Origin of the sequence: Methylobacterium indicum, assembly GCF_017347565.1 — a bacterium.
Classification (GTDB): domain Bacteria; phylum Pseudomonadota; class Alphaproteobacteria; order Rhizobiales; family Beijerinckiaceae; genus Methylobacterium; species Methylobacterium indicum.
The window spans coordinates 2,972,731-2,993,113 of sequence record NZ_AP024145.1; the positions used below are offsets into that span (position 1 = coordinate 2,972,731).

Genomic DNA, 20,383 nt, shown 5'->3' on the forward strand with positions numbered 1-20,383 from the left:
GAGATGTCGACGGTGTTGTTCGGTCTGCCTGCTCGCGCAGGCAGTCCGTCCTCAGCCGTTCTTCAACGCCACCCGGTATTGACCCTGCGTCTTCGCCCGCACCTCGTCCTCGGTGACGCCGTCGGCGAGCTCGATCAGGCTCATGCCGCCGTCACCCTTCTTGTCGATGGTGAAGACGCCGAGATCGGTGATCACCATGTCGACGACGTGGGTGCCGGTGAGCGGCAGGTCGCAGGCCGCGAGCAGCTTCGGGGATTCCGAGCCGTCCTTGGCCTTGGCGACGTGCTCCATCACCACGACGACCTTCTTGACCCCGGCGACGAGGTCCATCGCGCCGCCCATCCCCTTCACCATCTTGCCGGGGATCATCCAGTTGGCGAGGTCGCCGTTCTGGGCCACCTGCATGGCGCCGAGGATCGACAGGTCGATGTGCCCGCCGCGGATCATCCCGAAGGAATCCGCCGACGAGAAGTAGCTCGTGGTCGGCAGCTCCGTAATGGTCTGCTTGCCGGCATTGATGAGGTCGGGATCCTCCTCGCCCTCGTACGGGAACGGGCCCATGCCCAGCATCCCGTTCTCGGACTGGAGCTGCACCGACATGCCGTCGGGGATGTAGTTCGACACCAGCGTCGGGATGCCGATGCCGAGATTGACGTAGAAGCCGTCCTCGAGCTCGCGGGCGGCGCGGGCCGCCATCTGGTCGCGGGTCCAAGCCATGGGGGTCTCCTGTCTCGCTCGTTCAGATGGCGCCGCCGCCCGTCGGGGCGGGCGCGGGCTCGGCGTGGGGGGCGGCGTCGGCGCGCTTGCGGGTGGTGCGCTGCTCGATGCGCTTCTCCGCATTCGGGACGTGGATCATCCGCTTCACGAACACGCCGGGGGTGATGATGTGGTCCGGGTCGATCTCACCCGGCTTCACCAGGTGCTCGACCTGCGCGATGGTCATGCGCGAGGCCGAGGCCATCATCGGGTTGAAGTTGCGGGCGGTCTTCCGGTAGACGAGGTTGCCCTCGTGGTCGCCCTTCCAGGCATGGACCAGCGAGACGTCGGCGAACAGGCCGCGCTCCATCACGTAGGTCTCGCCGTCGAACTCCCGGGTCTCCTTGCCCTCGGCGATCAGGGTGCCGACGCCGGTCTTGGTGAAGAAGGCCGGGACGCCGGCGCCGCCGGCGCGGATGCGCTCGGCCAGCGTGCCCTGCGGGTTGAACTCGATCTCGAGCTCGCCGGCGAGGTACTGCTTGGCGAAGGTCTTGTTCTCGCCGACATAGGACGAGATCATCTTCTTGATCTGGCGGGTTTCGAGCAGGACGCCGAGACCGACGCCGTCGATGCCGGCATTGTTCGAGATGACCGTCAGGTCCTTGGCGCCGCTCTCGCGCACCGCGTCGATGAGGACGTCGGGAATGCCGCATAGGCCGAAGCCGCCGGCCATGATCGTCATGCCGTCCCGCAGGACGCCCGCCAGGGCGGCGGTGGCGTCGGGGTATACCTTCTTCATCCCTCGTTTCCCCAAATCTCTGGCGCCGCCGGGGCTCGGATGCCCTCTCCCGCACGGATGCGGCGCCTCGCCGCCCTGTTTAGCATCGTTGCGACGCCGCACCACCGGGCGCGACCTGGAAAATGTCCCGCTTCGGGCGAGCGACGGCCGGACGGGCCGGGCGCGCCCGGGGAGACAAGACGCGCACGAGGGATTATACGGGAGCCGTCAAAGGGAAGTTTTGGGATGGCGCCCGCCGCCGGCAGGTCCGAGGGACCGCCGGGGGCGGCGGCCCGGGGGGGCATCGTCTTCTCGTCCACGCCGGCAGCCGGAGAGCGATGTCGCGCCGAACCATCCTGGCCCTGAGCGGCGCCGCCACCGCGGCCCTCGCGCTCACGGCCGCCTCCCTGCCCTGGACGATCGCGGCCCCGCGGGCGGTCGCCTTCGCCGAGCGGGACCTCGCGCGGCGCTACGGCCTCGGCCTGTCGGCCGCCGGGCCCGCCACCCTGACGCTGCTGCCGGCCCCGTCCCTGAGCTTCTCCCGCGTGCGGCTGCGCCGCGGCGATCACGACCTCGTCGAGAGCGCCGGCCTGCAGGTGCAGCTCGGCCTCGCCGGGCTCCTCGCCGGCCGGGCCGAGGTCACCGGCCTCGTCCTCGACCGGGCCCGGATCGCCCTGCCGGACGGGGCCGCCGCCGACTGGGCCGAGCCCGCCGCGAGGCTGGCCGCCCGCGTCGCCGCCGGGCGCGGCCGGCACCTGCGCCGCCTCGTCCTCGTCGACGCGACCCTCTCCGGGCGCGATCCCCGCACCGGGACCCGCGAGACGGTCACCGGCCTGAACCTGGTGGCGACCTGGCCGCGCCCGAGCGCCGGGCTCGATCTCTCGGCCGCCTTCACCTGGCGCGGCGTGCCGGCGACGCTCACCGTGTCGGGCCTGCGTCCGCCCGCCCTCGCGGCCGGTGCCGAGACCCCGCTCACCGCCGCCCTGACCTGGGCCGCCGGGCCCGGCGCCGAGGGAGGTGCCGCGGGCAGCGCCGAGATCGAGGGCAGCCTGGTCTGGGCCGGGACGACGGCGTCCGCGGACGGGGCGACGGCCGGCCCGCGCCTGTCCGGCCAGGGCCGCTTCGCCACCCCGGCCCTGCCCCGCACCCTGGCCTGGCTCGGCCTCGAGCCCGGTCCCGCCGCGCTCGCCGGCCCGGTCAGCTTCGAGGGGCGCTTCACCGCCCGTCCCGGCGGCGTCGAATGGCCCGAGATCCGGGTGCAGCTCGGCGACAGCCGGCTCGAGGGAGCCGCCGCCCTCGCGGTGGTGCGGGGGCGGTTTTCCGTCAGCGGCACCCTGGCCGCCGAACGGCTCGACCTGTCGGGCCTCCTGCCCGAGGCGGAGCCCGACGGCGGCTGGAGCCGGGCTCCCCTCGGCCTCGACGCCCTCACCCAAGGCGACCTCGACCTGCGCCTGTCGGCGGCCTCCGCCCGTCTCGGCGCCCTGGAGGCGCAGGACGTCGCCGCCGGCCTCCTGGTGCGTGACGGCACCGTGGAGGCGACCCTCGGCCGCGCCACCGTTCAGGGCGGCACGGTCAAGGGCCGGGCGGCGCTCGCCGCCCTGCCGGCCGGCCTCGATGCCCGGCTCCAGGGCAGCGCCGACCGGGTCGATCTCGGCGGCCTGTTCGCCGATCTCGGCTGGCCGCGCTGGATCCTCGGCCGCGGCCAGGGCTCGGCCGTCCTCGATACCGCTGGATCGAGCCTCGCCGACCTCGTCGGCCGCCTCGACGGCCGGGCCGTCGCCACGGTCGAGGGCGGCGAGATCCTCGGCCTCAACCTCGCGGACCTGGCCCAGCGCCCCGACACCGCCGCCCTCGCCCTGCGCCGGGGCGGGCGCACCCATTTCGAGCGGGCCCGGGTCAGCCTGACGCTGAACGACGGGATCGCCGAGATCGGCCAGGGCCAGGTCCGCGGCGGGGGCGTGACGGCGAGCCTCGGCGGACGGGTGTTCCTGGCCGAGCGCCGCCTCGGCGCCGAGGCCCGGATCGAGGCCGGGGGCGAGGGGCGGCCCGCCGGGCGCTTCGCCATCGAGGGTCCCTGGCTGCGCCCGGTCCTGCGGCCGCTCGCGGCCCGCGATCCCCTCCCGTCCCCGACCCTGCCGACCGCCGCCAGTGCCTACGCGCCCTGACCGCCCGGGTTTTCTTCGCCCGGGTTTTCTTCGCCCAAGATCTCCGCGACGAAATCCGGCACTGCCCGGGTGGCCGGGCCGTAGCTGGCCTCGTCGAACAGGCCGGCGGTATCGGACGGCGCGAGGTTGATCTCCCGGGTCGGGATGCCGGCGGCACGGGCCTTTGCCACGAAGCCCGCCGCGGGGTAGACCGCGCCGGACGTGCCGATCGCGACGAACAGGTCGGCCGCCGCGAGCGCGTCGCCGATCGCCTCCAGATGGAGCGGCGTCTCGCCGAACCACACCACGTCCGGGCGCATCCCGCCCCGTCGCCCGCAGGCCGGGCAGGCGGTGTCGAGGCCGAGATCCCCCGCCCAGGGCTCGGATGCGCCGCAGGCGGTGCAGCGCACCCGCATCAGCTCGCCATGCATGTGCACCACCGCCCGGGAGCCGGCGCGCTCGTGCAGGTCGTCGACGTTCTGGGTGCACAGGAACAGATGGCCGCCGCGGGCGGAAAGGCCCGCCTCCAGCCGTGCGAGCGCCGCGTGGGCGGCGTTGGGTGCGGCCTCCCGCACCCCCTGCCGGCGCAGGTTGTAGAAGGCGTGGACCTCCTCGGGTTCGCGGGCGAAGGCCTCCGGGGTGGCGAGCCGCATCGGATCGAAGCGGCGCCACAGCCCGCCCGGATCCCGGAAGGTGCCGAGCCCGCTCTCGGCCGAGATCCCGGCCCCGGTGAGGACGAAGAGGCGGCGCACGGGAGGGTGCCGGATCGGCCGGCTCACGCGCGGCCCTCCGGCCGGAGCCGCCACGACTGAGCGTCGATTGTGCCAAATCTCGCGGCCGGCAGAACATTGCGCCCGTCAGTCCATCGGGATGCCGTCACTGTGATCTCCGTTGAGACTTTATCAATTCTTGCCATGGACAATTCCTGTGACCCATCCTAAGTGAGGATCGTGCCCGCGCGCATGGCCGCGGGCGACTGATTCCGAACAGATCGCTTCAGGACATTCAATGACGCGCCACCGCGCGAGACCGTCATTCACGGTCGAGATCAAGCGCAGCCGCACTTCCCCCCTGATCGCCACCCCCGACAGCGAGCGGCCCCAGAGCGAGCGCCCCGCGAGCAAGCCCCCGGCGAGCCCCGCCGCGACGGGCGAGCCCGAGCGCCGGCCCGCCTCCCCGGGCCGCAACCTGTGGGCCGGGACAGGCCTCTTCGAGGAGGCCGCCGCGGCCACCCAGTCCGGCCGGTTCGACCCGCCGGCGGCCCCGGCCTTCAACAAGGATCCCTTCGCCAAGGATCCCTTCAAGGATTCCTCCGCGAAGGTTTCTCCGGCCAGGGAGCCGTCCGCCAAGGACGTCTTCTCGAAGGACATCTTCGCCAAGCCTTCGCAGGCGGCCGCCGCCGACGCCAAGTCCGCCAAGCGCGTCCTGCCGAGCCTGATCGCCCCGCCGGAGCCCGAGCCGGAGCCCGAGGCGGCGCCGGAGCCCGAGGCGAAGCTGCCGCGGGTGCGCCGCTACCGCACCGCCGCACCGGCGCCGCGCCGCACGGCCGGCCCCCGCCCGGCCTTCGTGTGGCCCGAGGATTGGCCCGACGAGGCGCCGATCCAGGCCCCCGCCCCGATCGCCGTGCCGGCCGCCCCCAAGGTCCAGGCCGCCGCGCCCCCGCCGAAGGCCCCGGAGGCCGAGACCGCCGAAGCCGGCGAGATCCGCCTGCGGGCCAAGCGCCGCGCCGGCGACGAGGACCTGCGCGTCGGCCAGCGCTGGAAGCGCCGGCTGCCCCGCGTGTGCTGGTAGCGGGCCGGGCCGGCCCCGAAGCAGGTCGGGCCGACCCCGATGCGGGTCGGAACGACCTCGATGCGGGTCGGGCCGACCTCGATGCGGGTCGGAACGACCCGCCGTACCGGCTCGTCGTCCTCGACTTCGACGGCACGCTCGCCAACACCTTCCCGTGGTTCGCCCGGGTCCTGCCCGGCGTCGCGGATCGCTACGGCTTCCGCCGGCCCACGGCCGACGAGGTCGAGGCCTTGCGGGCGCTCGACGCGCGGGGCGTGATGCGGCGCCTCGGCGTCGCCGGCTGGAAGCTGCCCTTCATCGCCCGCCACATGCACGGGCTCGCCGCCCGGGATGCCGGCGCGCTGGCGCTGTTTCCGGGCATCCCGGCCCTGCTCGGGCGGTTGCGGGAGGGCGGCATCGCCCTCGCCCTCGTCAGTTCGAACCGCGAAGACGTGGTGCGCCGGGTGCTCGGCCCCGACTGCGCCGGCCTGATCGGGCATTACGCCTGCGGCGCCGGCGTGTTCGGCAAGGCGCGCCGGTTCGCCGCGGTGGTGCGGGCGAGCGGCGTCTCCCCCGGCCGGGTGCTGTGCCTCGGCGACGAGCTGCGCGATCACGCGGCGGCCGCGCGGGCGGGCCTCGCCTTCGGGGCGGTGACCTGGGGCTATACCCGGGGACCGGCGCTCGCGGCCGCGGGCCCGGCACATCTGTTCGCGACCCCCGAGGCGGTGGCGGCGGCGCTCCTGCCGCCCGCCGCCCGGGCCGCCTGAAGGCGGTCGCGGCGCGCTTTCAGTAGTGCGGCACCGTCCGGTGCTCGACCAGCGGCGCTTCCATGCGGAAATGCAGGCCCGTCGGCTTGAAGTCGAAGCGGATGTCGGCGCCGCATTGCATGGTGAGCACCCGCTGCAGCAGGGTCGACCCAAAACCCTTGCGGGTCGGCTCCGCGGTGCGCGGGCCGCCGCGCTCGGTCCAGTCGAGGCGCAGGCGCCGGCCGGTTTCACCCTGATCGACGGCCCAGGTCACGGTGATGCGCCCCTCGGGCACCGAGAGGGCGCCGTGCTTGGCGGCGTTGGTGGTCAGTTCGTGGATCGCCATGCCGGTCGGCACCGCGAGGTCGGCGGTGAGCTCGACGAGCGGCCCCTTCAGGGCGATGCGCTTGCCGGCCTCGTCGTTGTAGGGGCCGAGCTCGTTCTCCAGCATCTCCTGGAGCGAGGCCATCTGCCAGTAATCCTCCGTCAGGAGGTTGTGGGTCTTGGCGAGCGAGATCACCCGGGCCGAGAAGCCCTGGTAGAATTCGTCGACGCTGGTCGCCCCGCGCGCCGAGGCGCCGAGCAGCGCCTGCACGGTGGCGAGCGTGTTCTTCACCCGGTGGTGCAGCTCGCGGATCAGCAGGGCCTGGCGCTCGGCGGTCTGCTGGCGCTCGTGCAGGAAGGCCGCGGCCTCGCGCTGGCGCCGGCGCGCCCGCACGGCGAAGCGGGTCGCGGTCACCAGGGTGGCGGGGTGGAACGGCCGCTCCAGCAGGGTGACGTTGCCCAGCGACTCCATCAGCCGCGCCTCCGGCGGGGTGCCCCGCAGGGTGAGCAGCACGAAGGGATAGTCCGACCACGGCTCCTGCCCGGCGAGGTAGGCGGCGAGCCCGTGGCGGTCGGAGGCGCGCAGGGCCTCCTCGGTCAGGACCGCGCAGCTGCCCTCGTCGAGCCGGGCGACCAGCGCCGGCAGGTCGGCGCAGACCTCGGCCCGCAGGCCGGCCTCCTCCAGGATGGTGCCCGCCACCTCGGCGTCGCGGCCGGCAGGCGCCAGGATCAGGACCGGGGGATCATTCTCTCTCATGACTGTCCCGATCGCCCGACCCCACCGGCAGGTCCCGCGCGGGCCCCACGCCCTCGGCCGGCAGGCGGCCCTCGTAGATCGGCACGCCCGTCAGGACCCCCCGGAAGCCCGTCAGCGGCGCGCCGACACGCAAACCGCCGCCGTCGATCCGGAGTTCCCGGATGGTGTCTTCGTGCGGCCCCACCCTCTTCTTGACCACCGAGACCGCCCGGCGCAAGTGCCCGTCCGCCTCGAAGAACCGAAAGAGCACGACGGTGTCGCTGAGATAGGTGAGATCGACCGCCGCCGACATCTGGCCGACGAGGCCGTGCTGGGCCAGCACCAGCAGCGTCGTCACCCCCTGCTGGTTCAGGTAGGTCAGGATCTCGTGCATCTGCAGCAGCAGATATTGCTCGCCCGGCATCGCGTTGTGGTAGCCGGTGAGCGAATCGATCAGCACCAGGCGGACGCCCGCGCGCTCGACGGCGTCGCGGACCATCGTGGCGAGCTCGCCCGGCGAGACCTCGGCCGGGTCGATCTGCTCGACCCGCAGGCGGCCGTCGGCCATGGCGGCGGCGATGTCCATGCCGAGGCCGGCGGCCCGGCGCCGCAGGATCCCGATCGGCTCGTCGAAGCTCAGGATCAGCCCGCGCTCGCCGCGCGCCAGCGCCGCCGTGACGTAGGCGAGCGCCGTCGACGACTTGCCGACCCCCGAGGGCCCGAGCAGCATCGTGCTGGTGCCCCGGTCGAGGCCCCCTCCCAGCAGCGAATCGAGACCGGGATTGCCGCTGCCGAGGCGGTCGATCTCGTAGGCATGGCCGTGCTCGGCCGCGATCAGGCGGGGGAACACCGTGAGGCCGCCGCGGCGGATGACGAAGTCGTGGAAGCCGCCGCGGAAATGCGTGCCGCGCATCTTGATCACCCGCAGGCGCCGGCGCTCGCCGCCATAGACCGGGGCGAGCTGCTCGAGCTGGATCACCGCGTGGCAGAGGCTGTGCAGGTTGAGGTCGTCCTGCTCGGCGGTGAGGTCGTCGAGGAGGAGCGCGGTGGTGTCGTGGATCAGCAGGTAGCTGCGCAGGGCCAGCACCTGGCGGCGGTAGCGCAGAGACCCCTGCGACAGGAGCCGGATCTCGGAGAGGCTGTCGAACACCACCCGCTGCGGCTTGATCCGGTCGATCTCCGCGATGGCGAGCCTGACGGTCTCGCCGAGTTCGAGGTCGGAGGAATGGACGAGGCTCTGCTGCTGGCGCGGATCGAGGCTGAGCTCGGGCGGCACCAGCTCGAAGATCTCGATCCCGTCGAGCGACCAGCCGTGGCGGGCCGCGACCGAGACGAGCTCGCGCCGGCTCTCCGACAGGGTGATGTAGAGGCAGCGCTCGCCGAGCCGCGCCCCGTCGAGGAGGAATTGCAGCGCCTGGGTGGTCTTGCCGGAGCCGGGCCGTCCTTCGATCAGGTGGGCGCGGTTGGCCGCGTAGCCGCCCTCCAGGATGGAATCGAGGCCCGGCACCCCGGTCGGGATCGGCGCGGCGTCGTCGGGGGGCGGAAGCTGGGGATCGGGCAGAGGATCGGACATGGACGGCGGGTGGGCCTTCGGCAGGCAGGTCTCGTGACGGTCTGATCGTCGGGCGTCTCCCGAGAAGGCCGGACCGCTGCCAATCGCTCGCCCGGGGCGGCGACGTGCGGCGGGAGGTCTCGGTGAGGCGCCCCACGATCGGCGGCGACGGGCCTTTTTCGCCCGGCTGGGGTCGTGATCGGCTTGTGGCAAAGAAATGCGGCGAGAACAAAGGGATCGTGCGATCGCCCGGCAGGTTCCACGCGGGCGTGGCATCGCGCCGGCACCCGCATGATGCGCTGCGGGAAAAAGTGGACCCGTCCCCTTGACGCCGCGGGGGTTCGCACGCATGTGGCGCTGGTCCGCGCGTCGTCCGACGATTCGGTGCCGCGCGGCCTCATCGGAATCCTGAATCCCCCATGCCCAGCGACAGTAGTCGACGGACCGCGCCGCCTCGGTGCCGCCTCGCGTGACCCGCGCCTGATCGCTGATCGGGCTCGCCCGCGACCGGCGCCGATGCGGCCGGTCGAACGAGGTGAGCCATGACCCTGACGACGATGACCGCCCGCTCCGGCGGCGCCGCCACCCGCGACCGCAGCGTCGTGGTCGTTCTGCTTCTCATGCTGGCGCTGGTCTTCGGACCCGCCATCGGCCTGCACGTGGCCGTCAACCTGCTCGGCCCCGGCGCCTCGCCGGACGGCCTCGCCGCGACCGCCACCGAGGCGCCCCGGGGCGCCCGGGGCTGACGGAGCGGGGCCGGCCCGCACCGGCTCCCCCCTCGTCAGGCCGCCCCCCGTCCCCGCAGGACCAGCACCGCGCCGGCGACGAGCAGCGCGGCCCCGCACCAGGTCTGCCAGCCGAGCGGCGCCGCGGTGCCGCCCGGCCGGCCGGTCAGGCCGGCGGCATCGGCGGCGATCCCCGCCGCGAGCTGGCCGGCCACCACCATGGTCACCGTGACGGTCGCGCCCTGCTGGCGGTAGCCGTACAGGCAGGCGGCCACGAACAGCGTGCCGAGCAGCCCCGGCACCAGGAACCAGGGCTCCGCCCGTTCCACCAGCCGCAGCGGGAAGCCCGGCCCGCTGCGCCAGGCCTCGACGAGGCCGAGCAGCGACAGCCCGACCAGCGAGTTGCACAGGAGCGCCCCGGTCAAGCCGGCGCCCCGCGTCGCCATGGCCCCCATCAGCGCGTTCTGCACCACCAGTCCCGCCCCGGCGACGAGGCAGAGGATCGCCGCGCCGCTCATCGGGCGACGTCCGCGGAACGGGCGGATGGGGCGGGGTGGGAGGGCATGGCACGGCTCCTGTCGATGACAATCATCTCCTATGATGGACGAGCGTAAAATACCAGAGACGAACGCGGAGGCCGGCGTGCCGCCGGGCCGATGACGGCTCCGGCCGATGCCGCCGGTCCGTCACCGGGGCACGAACGAGACCCGTCGAGGCTCTCTCCGGCCCGCCAGAGCAGCGATGGATCGTCGGCCTCCGCCGGATCGCGGTCCGCGAAGCGCGAGGACGAGCCCTGCGGCCCGCCACCTTCCCGCGCCCCCGGAAACCCGCTACGCCTCCCCACCATGTCGACCCAATCGCCTTCGACCGCCCCGTCGCCCGTCACCGTCGCCGCCGGCTCCGTCCGGTTCGGCAACCATCTGCCGCTGAGCCTGATCGCCGGCCCCTGCGCCCTGGAGAGCCGGGCCCACGCCCTCGAGGTCGCGAGCGCCCTCAAGGAGATGACGGCGGCTCTCGGCATCGGCCTCGTGTTCAAGTCGTCCTTCGACAAGGCCAACCGCACCTCGGCCGGGTCGAGCCGCGGCCTCGGTCTGACCCAAGCGCTGCCGATCTTCGCCGAGATCCGCGAGACCTTGGGGCTCCCGGTCGTCACCGACGTGCACGAGGCCGGCCATTGCGCCGCGGCGGCGCAGGCCGTGGACGTGCTCCAGATCCCGGCCTTCCTGTGCCGGCAGACCGACCTGCTGCTCGCGGCGGCCGCCACCGGCCGGGTGGTCAACGTCAAGAAGGGGCAGTTCCTCGCTCCCTGGGACATGGCCCATGTCGCGGCGAAGATCACGGGCGCGGGCAATCCCAACGTGCTCCTCACCGAGCGCGGCGCCTCCTTCGGCTACAACACCCTCGTCTCGGACATGCGCGCCCTGCCGATCATGGCGGGGGTGAGCGGCGGCCTGCCGGTGGTGTTCGACGCCACCCACTCGGTGCAGCAGCCCGGCGGCCAGGGCGCCACCTCCGGCGGCCAGCGCGAATTCGTGCCGGTGCTCGCCCGGGCCGCGGTGGCGGTGGGGGTCGCGGGCGTGTTCATCGAGACCCACGCCGATCCCGACCGGGCGCCCTCCGACGGGCCCAACATGGTGCCGCTGCGCCAGATGCCGGTCCTGCTCGCCGAGCTCCAGGCCTTCGACCGGCTCGCCAAGGCCCGATCCGCCGACGGGACCGGCGTCTGACGGGGCCGGGGCGATGCAGGCCGCCAGCGATTCGCCCTCCCGCCTGATCGCGGTCCTGGCCGCCGGGGGCTTCGCCAGCACCTTCGCCGGCCGGGTGGTCGAGCCGCTGGTCGGCGTGCTCGCCCGCGACCTCGCGAGCCCGCCCGCTACCGTGGCGCTCCTCTCCACCGCCTTCGCCCTGCCCTACGCGCTGATCCAGCCGATCCTCGGCCCGGTCGGCGACGCGCTCGGCAAGGAGCGGGTGGTGGTCACCTGCCTCCTGGTGATGAGTCTCGCGCTCGCGGCCTGCACGGTCGCGGGGGACATCGGCACCCTGTTCGGCCTGCGCATGGTCGCGGGCGCGGCGGCCGGCGGGGTGATCCCGCTCTCGCTCGCTATGATGGGCGACCGCATCCCGATGGCCCAGCGCCAGGTCGCGATCGGCCGCTTCCTCGTCGCGGTGATCCTCGGCCAGCTCTCCGGCTCCACCATCGCCGGGCTGATCGAGGGAGCGATCGGCTGGCGCGGCGTCTTCGCCCTCGCCGCCGGGGTCGGGGCGGTCGGCCTGTCCGGGGTCGCCCTCGGCTTCGCCCGACGCCTGCGTGCGCCCGGGGGCCGCTTCGCCGTGGCCCCGGCGCTGGCGCGCTACCGCACGATCCTGCGCACCCCCCGCGCCCGGGTGCTCTTTGCCGCCGTCTTCGTCGAGGCGATCGCGGTGTTCGGCATCTTCCCGCATCTCGCCCACCTGATCGAGGCCCGTGGCGAGGGCGGACCCCGGGAGGCCGGGCTGGTGCTGGCGGGCTTCGCCGCCGGAGGCCTGACCTACTCGCTCACCGTCGCGCTGCTGCTGCGCCTCCTCGGCCAGACCCGGATGCTGATGGCGGGCGGCGCGGTCTCGGGGGGCGCGCTCCTCGTCGTCGGTCTCGCCGGCGCCTGGCAGACCGACGCCGCGGCGCTCGTGGCCCTGGGCCTCGGGTTCTACATGCTGCACAACACCTTCCAGGTGCAGGTGACCGAGGTGGTGCCGGAGGCCCGGGCCTCGGCGGTGGCGCTCCACGCCTTCTCGTTCTTCTGCGGCCAGGCGATCGGCGTGGCGGTCCTGGGCCTCGGCCTCGAGACCCTCGGCCAGCTGCCGGCGCTCGCCCTCTGCGCCGCCGCGATCCTGGTTCTCGGCCTCGTCACGGCCCGCCGGCTCGCCCGTCCGGGCTGACAGCCCGGTCGAGCGCCAGTTCAGCCAAAATTCAGGCGACGGCCGCCAGGATCAGCCCCAGTCACGCCCCCCGTGGCGAGGGCCGGATGACCGGTCCATCGCCGCGACGGCGGGCGGCCCCGGGCCGAACGATTGCGGGAACCCTATCCTGCCGAGCTCGTTGTCCGGGTCATATGGCTTGAACGAAAGCAGGAGATCAACGATGCGCAAGCTGGCGATCATCCCGGCCCTCGCGGTGGCCCTCGGCGCCGTGTCCACCGTCGCCCCCTCCCCGGCCCAGGCCCAGGGCTGGCGCGGTCACGGCTACGGCCACCATTACGGCCACGGCTATGGTCGGGGTTACGTCGGCCGGCCCTACGCCTATGGCGGGCGCCGCCGCGGCATCTCGCCGGGCGCCGCCGTCGGCCTCGGCATCGCCGGTGCCGCCGTGGGCGCGATCGGTGCGGCCGCCGCCGCCGATGCCGCCCGCCGCAACGGCTACGGCTATTACGGCGCCCCGGCCCCGGCCTACGGGTATGGCTACGGCTACTGAGACCGCAACCCATCCGACATGACGAGGGGCGGCCGGGGGAACCCGGCCGCCCCTCTCTCGTTCAGCCCCGCGCGCGGTAGGGCGGCACGCCCTGGTCGGGCAGCCAGACCGAGGCCGGCGGGGTGCCGGTCTGCCAGAACACGTCGATCGGGATGCCGCCGCGCGGGTACCAGTAGCCGCCGATCCGCAGGTAGCGCGGCTCCAGGAGCGCGGTCAGCCGGCGGCCGATGCCGACGGTGCAATCCTCGTGGAAGGCGCCGTGATCGCGGAAGCTGTGCAGGTAGAGCTTCAGCGACTTCGACTCGACCAGCCATTGATCCGGTACGTAGTCGATCACCAGGATGGCGAAGTCGGGCTGGCCGGTCACCGGGCAGAGCGAGGTGAATTCCGGTGCGGTGAAGCGGGCGCAGTAATCGGTGTCCGGGTGCGGGTTCGGCACGCGGTCGAGCTGGGCCTCTTCCGGCGAGCGCGGCTGGGCGGTGGGCTGCCCGAGCTGCCGGGCGTGGTCGGTGATGTCGTGCGTCATGCCCGCCCTAATAGACCCGCGCGGGCCCGCGCGATACCGGCGGCCCTGCGCGAGCGCGCACGGGAGACCCTCGACGACCTCCGCCGGGCGCGGGTCCGTCTCCGGCACCGGCCGTCTTCCCTTCCGGCACCCGGTCTCTCCCCGCCGCCGCCCCTCGCCATTCCCCACCCTTGGGCGGCTTGCCGCAGGCGGCATCTTGGCCGATAAGCCGCGCGAACGCTCGATGCCTGCCCGAGAGATCCTCTCATGACCGCGATCACCAACATCGCCGCCCGCCAGATCCTCGACAGCCGGGGCAACCCCACGGTGGAGGTCGACGTCCTCCTCGAGGACGGCTCCTTCGGCCGCGCCGCGGTCCCGTCCGGTGCCTCGACCGGCGCCCACGAGGCGGTGGAACTGCGCGACGGCGACAAGTCCCGCTACGGCGGCAAGGGCGTGCTGAAGGCCGTCGAGGCGGTCAACGGCGAGATCCTGGACGCGATCGGCGGCATGGACGCCGAGGAGCAGGCCGCCATCGACGAGGCGATGATCGAGCTCGACGGCACGCCGAACAAGGCCCGCCTCGGTGCCAACGCGATCCTGGGCGTCTCGCTCGCCGTCGCCAAGGCCGCCGCCGAGGCCTCCGGCCTGCCGCTCTACCGCTATGTCGGCGGCACCCAGGCCCGGATCCTGCCGGTGCCGATGATGAACATCATCAACGGCGGGGCCCACGCCGACAACCCGATCGACTTCCAGGAATTCATGATCATGCCGGTGGGCGCCGAGTCGCTCGCCGAGGCGGTGCGCTGGGGCGCCGAGGTGTTCCACACCCTCAAGGGCGCCCTGAAGAAGGCCGGCCACAACACCAACGTGGGCGACGAGGGCGGCTTCGCCCCCAACCTGCCGTCGGCCGAGGCGGCGCTCGACTTCGTGATGGATTCGATCCGCGCCGCCGGCTTCGAGCCGGGCCGCGACATCGTGCTGGCGCTGGACTGCGCCGCCACCGAGTTCTTCAAGAACGGCTCGTACGTCTACGAGGGCGAGGGCCAGACCCGCGACCCCGAGGCCCAGGCGACCTACCTGGCGAAGCTCGTCGACGCCTACCCGATCCTGTCGATCGAGGACGGCATGTCCGAGGACGACTGGGCCGGCTGGAAGGCGCTGACCGACAAGGTCGGCAACCGCTGCCAGCTCGTCGGCGACGACCTGTTCGTGACCAACGTCACGCGCCTGTCGGAGGGGATTTCCAAGGGCACCGCGAACTCGATCCTGGTGAAGGTCAACCAGATCGGCTCGCTGACCGAGACGCTCGCCGCCGTCGACATGGCCCATCGCGCCGGCTACACCGCCGTGATGTCGCACCGCTCCGGCGAGACCGAGGACGCGACCATCGCCGACCTCGCCGTCGCGACGAATTGCGGGCAGATCAAGACCGGCTCGCTCGCCCGTTCGGACAGACTGGCCAAGTACAACCAGCTCATCCGCATCGAGGAGGGCCTGGGCTCGCAGGCCCGCTACCTCGGCCGCGGCGCGCTGAAGATCGGCTGATCGTCCCCGGTGGAGGGGCTCGCGCGCCCCTCCCCGCTCATGACGGCATCACACCTTGCAGGCCGCCTCCGGGCGGCCTTTTCGTTGGGCAGGCAGGCCTCGTCGCGGCGCGAACACCACGACGTTGCCGGCGAGCACCAGGGCGAAGCCGAGGCCGGCGAGCGGCGTCACCCGGTAGCCTTCCGCGAAGACCGAGATCGTGAGCGCCACGACCGGAAACAGCACGGTCATGTAGGAGGCCTTCTCGGGGCCGATCCGGTGCACCACCGTCAGGTAGGCGGTGAAGCCGACCACCGAGCCGGGGATCGCCAGGTAGAGCAAGGCCCCGACATAGGCCGGTGACGGATCGAAGACGAACGGCACCCCGCGCAAGAACGCGACCGTCGCCACCAGGGCGGCCCCGGTCAGCATCCCGTAGGCGTTCACCGTGGCGACCGGCAGCCCGTGGCGCTGGTTGCGGGCCGAGACGAGGTTGCCGGCCGAGAAGAACCAGGTGCCGAGGAGCGCCAGGCCGAGACCGATCGCGGTGTCCCGGTCGAGGGCGGTACCGAGAAGCGTGTCCCGGAACAGGCAGGCGATGCCGAGAAGCCCGATCATTGCCCCGGCGAGGATCCGGGGTGCCGGCCTGCGGCGGTGGAAGAGATACGCGTTGGCGACGTTGAAGATCGTGGCGGCGGAAAACACCACCGAGACGATCCCGCTCGGGACCGAGCGCGTGGCGAGGTAGAAGCAGGCGAAGTTGCACGAGAACAGGCACAAGGCCTGCAGCACCACGAAGGGCAGGTGCCGCCGCGGGATCGGCGCGAGCCGCCCGGAGAGGACCAGCGCGGCGGCGAGCACGGTGCCGGCGAGCGCGAAGCGGTAGGCGATCGAGGCCTCGAAGGCGACGGGACCGAGCTGGTGCTTGATGGCGATCCAGGTCGTTCCCCAGATGAGCACGGTGAGGGCGTACAGGAGGGCGGTCACGGCGGCGGGTTCCAGCGGGTTCGGAGGGGCCGGGATAGGCCGGGCCCGGGCCGGCGGTCTGTCCGGTTCCGGCGGGCGGCGTTGCCGGTTCTTGGGGTTTCCTCGGGGTTTCCTCGGGGTTTCCTTGGGGCTTCCTTGGGGTTTCCTGGCCCCCGCCCCGTTGCGGAGGACGGGCGCCGGCCCCTACAGCCTATCCTCGCACCATCGTCCTGGCCCGAAGACCCGTGACCGCGCCGAACCCCGACGTCCGCGACGCCCTGTCCCGCACCGGCGCGGCGCTCCTGCGCAGCGCCGATCTCGGGCGCGGGCTGTCGCTCGCCGAGTGGCAGAACCGCGACAACCGCGCCCGCTACGACCGGCCGGACCACCACACGCTGAGCCTCTATCTCGAGGGCGGCGAGGGCGTGGTGCGGGAGGACGGTGCGGTGTCGGGCGGAGGGCCGGACAAGCTCTGCCTGCTGCCGGCCGGCCACGAGAGCCGCTGGCTGATCGGCGGTCCGCTGCGGATGCTCCACCTCTACGTCGCGCCCGAGACCCTGGCCTACCAGGCGGTGAGCGCGCTGGACGTCGATCCCCGCACCGTCTCCCTGCACGAGCTGACCTTCGCGGAGGACCCCGCCACCGCCATGCTGATGCGCGGCGCGGTGCTGCCCCTCGACTGGGCGGCGGGCGCCGACCGGATGGCGCTCGGCTCCGCCTGCCACCTCCTGCTCCACGCCCTGCTGCGGCGCCATGCCGGAGGCGGCGCGCGGGCGGTGACGGGCGGCCTCGCCCCCGCGATCCGGCGCCGGATCGCGGAACTGGTCGAGGCGCGCCTCGCCGAGGCGCTGAGCCTCGACGTGCTGGCGGACGAGGCGGGCCTGAGCACCTTCCACTTCGCCAAGATGTTCAAGGCGAGCTTCGGCGTCCCGCCGCATCGCTACGTGACCGAGCGGCGGATCGCCCGGGCCAAGGACCTGCTGGCGGAAGGAGGCGCCAGCCTCGCCCAGATCGCGCTGGCCTGCGGCTTCGCCTCGCAGAGCCACTTCACCCGCCGCTTCGCCCAGGCGACCGGCCTCACGCCGGCGGCGTGGCGGGGCGCGGCGTAACGCCTTGAGCCTTCCTTAACCCTCCCGCCCCATTCTCCCCCGCATGGTAGTCCGTCGTCGCGCCCGTGCCATCCTGTTGCCGCTCGGCCTCTACGCCGTGTCGATCCTCGTGGTCGGCTACTTCCTGCACGAGGCCGAGAGCGGAAGCCGCGGCCTCGAGGCCAAGCGGGCCCTGAAGATCCAGGCCTACGGCCTGCAGCAGGAGCTCGACGCCACCAAGGCCGACCGGACCGAGTGGGAGCGCCGCGTCGCGCTGCTGCGCAGCGACCAGATCGACCGCGACCTCCTGGAGGAGCGCGCCCGGGTGGTGCTCGGCCGCGTCCACCCCAACGACGTCGTCATCATCAACCCCTGACGCGCCGCGCCCGTCGTCCCCAACCCATCCCCAGGCCAGCGGCTTTCGGTCCCAAAGCGCTCGATTTGCGCCCCCGCCTGCCCTAAAAGCTCTCCCATAAAGGTAGCAGCCGGGAGGGTGCCGATGGATGCCGCGAAAGAGGCCCACCGCGGGAGCGACGAGGCCCGCGAGATGGCGGCGCTGCCGCCGGCCTCGAACGTGCCGGCCTTCAGCCGGGACGAGGATCTTCACGCCTATCGCGAGATGCTGCTGATCCGCCGCTTCGAGGAGAAGGCCGGCCAGCTCTACGGCATGGGCCTGATCGGCGGCTTCTGCCACCTCTATATCGGCCAGGAGGCCGTGGTGATCGGGGTCCAGATGGCCTCGAAGGACGGCGACCAGGTCATCACCGGCTACCGCGACCACGGCCACATGCTGGCCTGCGGCATGGAGCCGAAGGGCGTGATGGCCGAGCTGACCGGCCGCAAGGGAGGCTACTCCCGCGGCAAGGGCGGCTCGATGCACATGTTCTCCCGCGAGAAGAACTTTTATGGCGGCCACGGCATCGTCGGCGCGCAGGTGTCCCTCGGCACCGGGCTCGGCTTCTCCAACAAGTACCGCGGCGACGGCGCGGTCAGCCTGACCTACATGGGCGACGGCGCCGCCAACCAGGGCCAGGTCTACGAGAGCTTCAACATGGCGCAGCTGTGGAAGCTGCCCGTGGTCTACGTGATCGAGAACAACCGCTACGCCATGGGCACCTCGGTCTCGCGGGCCTCGGCCCAGACCGACTTTTCCAGGCGCGGCGTCTCCTTCGGCATCCCGGGCGAGCAGGTCGACGGCATGGACGTGCGCGCGGTGCGCGAGGCCGCGACCCGCGCCATCGCGCATGCCCGCGACGGCGAGGGCCCCTACATCCTCGAGATGCAGACCTACCGCTACCGCGGCCACTCGATGTCCGACCCGGCCAAGTACCGGACCAAGGACGAGGTCGCCCGCATGCGCGAGGAATCCGACCCGATCGAGCAGGTCCGCAAGCGCCTGCTCGGCGCCCACAAGGTGCCCGAGGACGAGATCAAGGCGGTCGACGCCAAGGTGCGGGCGATCGTCAACGAATCGGCGGACTTCGCCACCAGCGATCCCGAGCCGGATCCGTCCGAGCTCTGGACCGACATCCTGCTCTAGCGCCCCCTTCCGTGCCCCCGGCCGTCCGGTGCACGGACGGCCCCGCCCCTGGCCGGCGCCCGACCCGGCGCGCCCCTCTTCCGGATCGACAGAGCACCCCATGGCGACCGACATCCTGATGCCCGCCCTCTCGCCCACGATGGAGCAGGGCAAGCTGGCGAAGTGGCTCAAGAAGGAGGGCGACCCGGTCAAGGCCGGCGACATCCTGGCCGAGATCGAGACCGACAAGGCGACCATGGAGGTCGAGGCGGTCGACGAGGGCGTGCTCGCCAAGATCCTGATCGCCGACGGCACCGACAACGTCGCGGTCAACACCCCGATCGCGGTGCTGGCCGAGGAGGGCGAGGACCCGGCGGGCGTCGAGGCCGGCGGTGCCAAGCCCAAGGCCGAGGCCGAGGCCCAGAAGGCCCCCGCCCCCGACATGCAGGCGGAAGGCCAGGCCGAGCGCCCCGCCCCGGCGGCCAAGACCGGGGACGACAAGCCGGTCGAGACGCCCGCCGCCCCGGCGGTGATCACCAACCGCGGCCAGGATCCGGCGATGGCCGAGATCCCGGAGGGCACCCAGATGGTGACCCAGACGGTCCGCGAGGCCCTGCGCGACGCGATGGCCGAGGAGATGCGCCGGGACGACAACGTCTTCGTCATGGGCGAGGAGGTCGCCGAGTACCAGGGCGCCTACAAGATCACGCAGGGGCTGCTGCAGGAATTCGGCGCGAAGCGCGTCGTCGATACCCCGATCACCGAGCACGGCTTTGCCGGCGTCGGCGTCGGCGCGGCGTTCACGGGCCTGCGGCCCATCGTCGAGTTCATGACCTTCAACTTCGCCATGCAGGCGATCGACCAGATCATCAACTCGGCGGCCAAGACCCTCTACATGTCCGGCGGCCAGCTCGGCTGCCCGATCGTGTTCCGCGGCCCCAACGGCGCGGCGGCCCGGGTCGGCGCCCAGCACAGCCACGACTACGCCGCCTGGTACTCCAACGTCCCGGGCCTGAAGGTGGTGATGCCCTACACCGCCTCGGACGCGAAGGGCTTGCTCAAGAGCGCCATCCGCGATCCGAACCCGGTGGTCTTCCTCGAGAACGAGATTCTCTACGGCCAGTCCTTCCCGGTGCCGCAGCTCGACGACTTCACGGTGCCGATCGGCAAGGCCAAGGTGCACCGCGAGGGGAAGGACGTGACGATCGTCTCGTTCGGCATCGGCATGACCTACGCGCTGAAGGCCGCGCACGAACTCGCGGAAGCCGGAATCGAGGCCGAGGTGATCGACCTGCGCACCATCCGGCCGATGGATTCGGAGACGGTGGTCGCCTCGGTGAAGAAGACCGGCCGCTGCATCACCGTGGAAGAAGGCTTTCCGCAATCGGGCGTCGGCGCCGAGATCGCCGCCCGCCTGATGGTCGACGCCTTCGACTATCTCGACGCCCCGGTCCTGCGCATCACCGGCAAGGACGTGCCGATGCCCTACGCGGCGAATCTCGAGAAGCTCGCGCTGCCGAACGTCGCCGAGGTGATCGAGGCGGCCAAGGCCGTCTGCTACCGGTGAGCGGCATGACCGACGACGAGCCCCGCTTCGAGGCCCTCGACGTTCCGCCCGACGCCCTGGAGCAGGGCGGCATCGAGGTCCTGCGTGCCGCCGTGGTCGACGGGGCGGTGAGCATCGCGCTGCGCCGCTCCTTCGACGACCCCGCCACCTGGGGGCGCCTGTTCATCGACCTCGCCCGCCAGGCGGCCGTGGTCTATGCCCGCGAGACCGAGCTGTCCGAGGAGGAGGCCTTCGCGCGCATCCGCGCCGGGATGGAGGCCGAGAGCCTCGATCCCGAGAGCTTCAACTGAGG

Annotated in this window: 21 protein-coding genes; 13 read left to right on the forward strand and 8 right to left on the reverse strand. The window is 72.7% G+C overall.

The features are described from left to right. Positions 1 to 51: 51 nt before the first annotated feature. On the reverse strand, positions 52 to 717 hold the full coding sequence (locus miv_RS13965) for a 3-oxoacid CoA-transferase subunit B (protein ID WP_207183196.1): 666 nt from the start codon (positions 715 to 717) through the stop codon (positions 52 to 54). 22 nt (positions 718 to 739) lie between these two features. Further along, positions 740 to 1,495, reverse strand: coding sequence for a CoA transferase subunit A (locus miv_RS13970; protein WP_207183197.1), 756 nt, complete (start codon positions 1,493 to 1,495; stop codon positions 740 to 742). Positions 1,496 to 1,812: 317 nt separating this feature from the next. Here miv_RS13970 and miv_RS13975 point away from each other — a divergent pair, with 317 nt between their 5' ends. After that, positions 1,813 to 3,639, forward strand: coding sequence for an AsmA family protein (locus miv_RS13975; protein ID WP_207183198.1), 1,827 nt, complete (start codon positions 1,813 to 1,815; stop codon positions 3,637 to 3,639). On the opposite strand, the gene miv_RS13980 is transcribed toward miv_RS13975, so the two are convergent. Beyond that, complete coding sequence (locus tag miv_RS13980; RefSeq protein WP_244749001.1) at positions 3,627 to 4,397, reverse strand: NAD-dependent deacylase; 771 nt, start codon at positions 4,395 to 4,397, stop codon at positions 3,627 to 3,629. The two genes, miv_RS13975 and miv_RS13980, sit on opposite strands and share 13 nt — an antisense overlap. Before the next feature lie 229 nt (positions 4,398 to 4,626). On the opposite strand from miv_RS13980, the gene miv_RS13985 reads away from it, so the two are divergent. Then, positions 4,627 to 5,409: a hypothetical protein gene (locus miv_RS13985; protein WP_207183199.1), complete on the forward strand. Its 783-nt coding sequence runs from the start codon at positions 4,627 to 4,629 to the stop codon at positions 5,407 to 5,409. Continuing rightward, positions 5,400 to 6,155 carry an HAD hydrolase-like protein gene (locus tag miv_RS13990; RefSeq protein ID WP_244749002.1) on the forward strand — a complete coding sequence of 252 codons (756 nt, stop codon included), beginning with the start codon at positions 5,400 to 5,402 and terminating at the stop codon, positions 6,153 to 6,155. The genes miv_RS13985 and miv_RS13990 overlap by 10 nt, the downstream gene beginning before the upstream one ends. 19 nt (positions 6,156 to 6,174) lie before the next feature. Here the strand turns inward: miv_RS13990 and miv_RS13995 are convergent, their stop codons facing one another. Next, on the reverse strand, positions 6,175 to 7,215 hold the full coding sequence (locus miv_RS13995; RefSeq protein WP_048428475.1) for a sensor histidine kinase: 1,041 nt from the start codon (positions 7,213 to 7,215) through the stop codon (positions 6,175 to 6,177). Continuing rightward, positions 7,202 to 8,767 carry an ATPase domain-containing protein gene (locus tag miv_RS14000; protein ID WP_048428474.1) on the reverse strand — a complete coding sequence of 522 codons (1,566 nt, stop codon included), beginning with the start codon at positions 8,765 to 8,767 and terminating at the stop codon, positions 7,202 to 7,204. The genes miv_RS13995 and miv_RS14000 overlap by 14 nt, the downstream gene beginning before the upstream one ends. Positions 8,768 to 9,288: 521 nt before the next feature. Here miv_RS14000 and miv_RS14005 point away from each other — a divergent pair. Then, a complete protein-coding gene (locus miv_RS14005) occupies positions 9,289 to 9,492 on the forward strand; it encodes a hypothetical protein (protein WP_207183200.1) in 204 nt (67 codons plus the stop codon). Between the two features lie 35 nt (positions 9,493 to 9,527). On the opposite strand, the gene miv_RS14010 is transcribed toward miv_RS14005, so the two are convergent. After that, the gene (locus tag miv_RS14010) at positions 9,528 to 9,989 is read right to left on the reverse strand and encodes a DMT family transporter (RefSeq protein ID WP_048428472.1); all 462 of its coding nucleotides are present in this window, start codon (positions 9,987 to 9,989) and stop codon (positions 9,528 to 9,530) included. Positions 9,990 to 10,316: 327 nt separating this feature from the next. Between miv_RS14010 and kdsA the strand changes: the two genes are divergently transcribed. From kdsA to miv_RS14025, 3 genes are all read left to right on the forward strand, one after another. Beyond that, on the forward strand, positions 10,317 to 11,198 hold the full coding sequence (kdsA, locus tag miv_RS14015) for a 3-deoxy-8-phosphooctulonate synthase (protein ID WP_207183201.1): 882 nt from the start codon (positions 10,317 to 10,319) through the stop codon (positions 11,196 to 11,198). Between the two features lie 13 nt (positions 11,199 to 11,211). After that, entirely contained in the window at positions 11,212 to 12,387 is a 1,176-nt protein-coding gene (locus miv_RS14020) for an MFS transporter (RefSeq protein WP_207183202.1), read from the forward strand. A 202-nt stretch (positions 12,388 to 12,589) separates the two neighbouring features. Further along, a complete protein-coding gene (locus miv_RS14025; RefSeq protein ID WP_058620100.1) occupies positions 12,590 to 12,919 on the forward strand; it encodes a hypothetical protein in 330 nt (109 codons plus the stop codon). A 61-nt stretch (positions 12,920 to 12,980) separates the two neighbouring features. Here miv_RS14025 and queF read toward each other — a convergent pair whose 3' ends face one another. After that, positions 12,981 to 13,445 (reverse strand): preQ(1) synthase, encoded by a 465-nt coding sequence (gene queF, locus miv_RS14030; protein ID WP_048428468.1) that lies wholly within the window; start codon positions 13,443 to 13,445, stop codon positions 12,981 to 12,983. Positions 13,446 to 13,691: 246 nt separating this feature from the next. Between queF and eno the strand changes: the two genes are divergently transcribed. Beyond that, complete coding sequence (eno, locus tag miv_RS14035) at positions 13,692 to 14,972, forward strand: phosphopyruvate hydratase (RefSeq protein ID WP_048428467.1); 1,281 nt, start codon at positions 13,692 to 13,694, stop codon at positions 14,970 to 14,972. 48 nt (positions 14,973 to 15,020) lie between these two features. On the opposite strand, the gene miv_RS14040 is transcribed toward eno, so the two are convergent. Further along, the gene (locus miv_RS14040; protein WP_207183203.1) at positions 15,021 to 15,938 is read right to left on the reverse strand and encodes a DMT family transporter; all 918 of its coding nucleotides are present in this window, start codon (positions 15,936 to 15,938) and stop codon (positions 15,021 to 15,023) included. 224 nt (positions 15,939 to 16,162) lie between these two features. On the opposite strand from miv_RS14040, the gene miv_RS14045 reads away from it, so the two are divergent. The 5 genes from miv_RS14045 to miv_RS14065 all read left to right on the forward strand — a co-directional run bounded on the left by miv_RS14045 (position 16,163) and on the right by miv_RS14065 (position 20,381). Next, positions 16,163 to 17,026: a helix-turn-helix domain-containing protein gene (locus tag miv_RS14045; RefSeq protein ID WP_244749003.1), complete on the forward strand. Its 864-nt coding sequence runs from the start codon at positions 16,163 to 16,165 to the stop codon at positions 17,024 to 17,026. A 43-nt stretch (positions 17,027 to 17,069) separates the two neighbouring features. Then, positions 17,070 to 17,381 carry an FtsB family cell division protein gene (locus miv_RS14050; protein ID WP_048428464.1) on the forward strand — a complete coding sequence of 104 codons (312 nt, stop codon included), beginning with the start codon at positions 17,070 to 17,072 and terminating at the stop codon, positions 17,379 to 17,381. A 171-nt stretch (positions 17,382 to 17,552) separates the two neighbouring features. Beyond that, positions 17,553 to 18,545: a pyruvate dehydrogenase (acetyl-transferring) E1 component subunit alpha gene (pdhA, locus tag miv_RS14055; protein ID WP_089504247.1), complete on the forward strand. Its 993-nt coding sequence runs from the start codon at positions 17,553 to 17,555 to the stop codon at positions 18,543 to 18,545. Positions 18,546 to 18,645: 100 nt separating this feature from the next. Beyond that, positions 18,646 to 20,091 (forward strand): pyruvate dehydrogenase complex E1 component subunit beta, encoded by a 1,446-nt coding sequence (locus miv_RS14060; protein WP_207183204.1) that lies wholly within the window; start codon positions 18,646 to 18,648, stop codon positions 20,089 to 20,091. A 5-nt stretch (positions 20,092 to 20,096) separates the two neighbouring features. Next, on the forward strand, positions 20,097 to 20,381 hold the full coding sequence (locus miv_RS14065) for a DUF5076 domain-containing protein (RefSeq protein ID WP_207183205.1): 285 nt from the start codon (positions 20,097 to 20,099) through the stop codon (positions 20,379 to 20,381). Positions 20,382 to 20,383 lie beyond the last annotated feature (2 nt).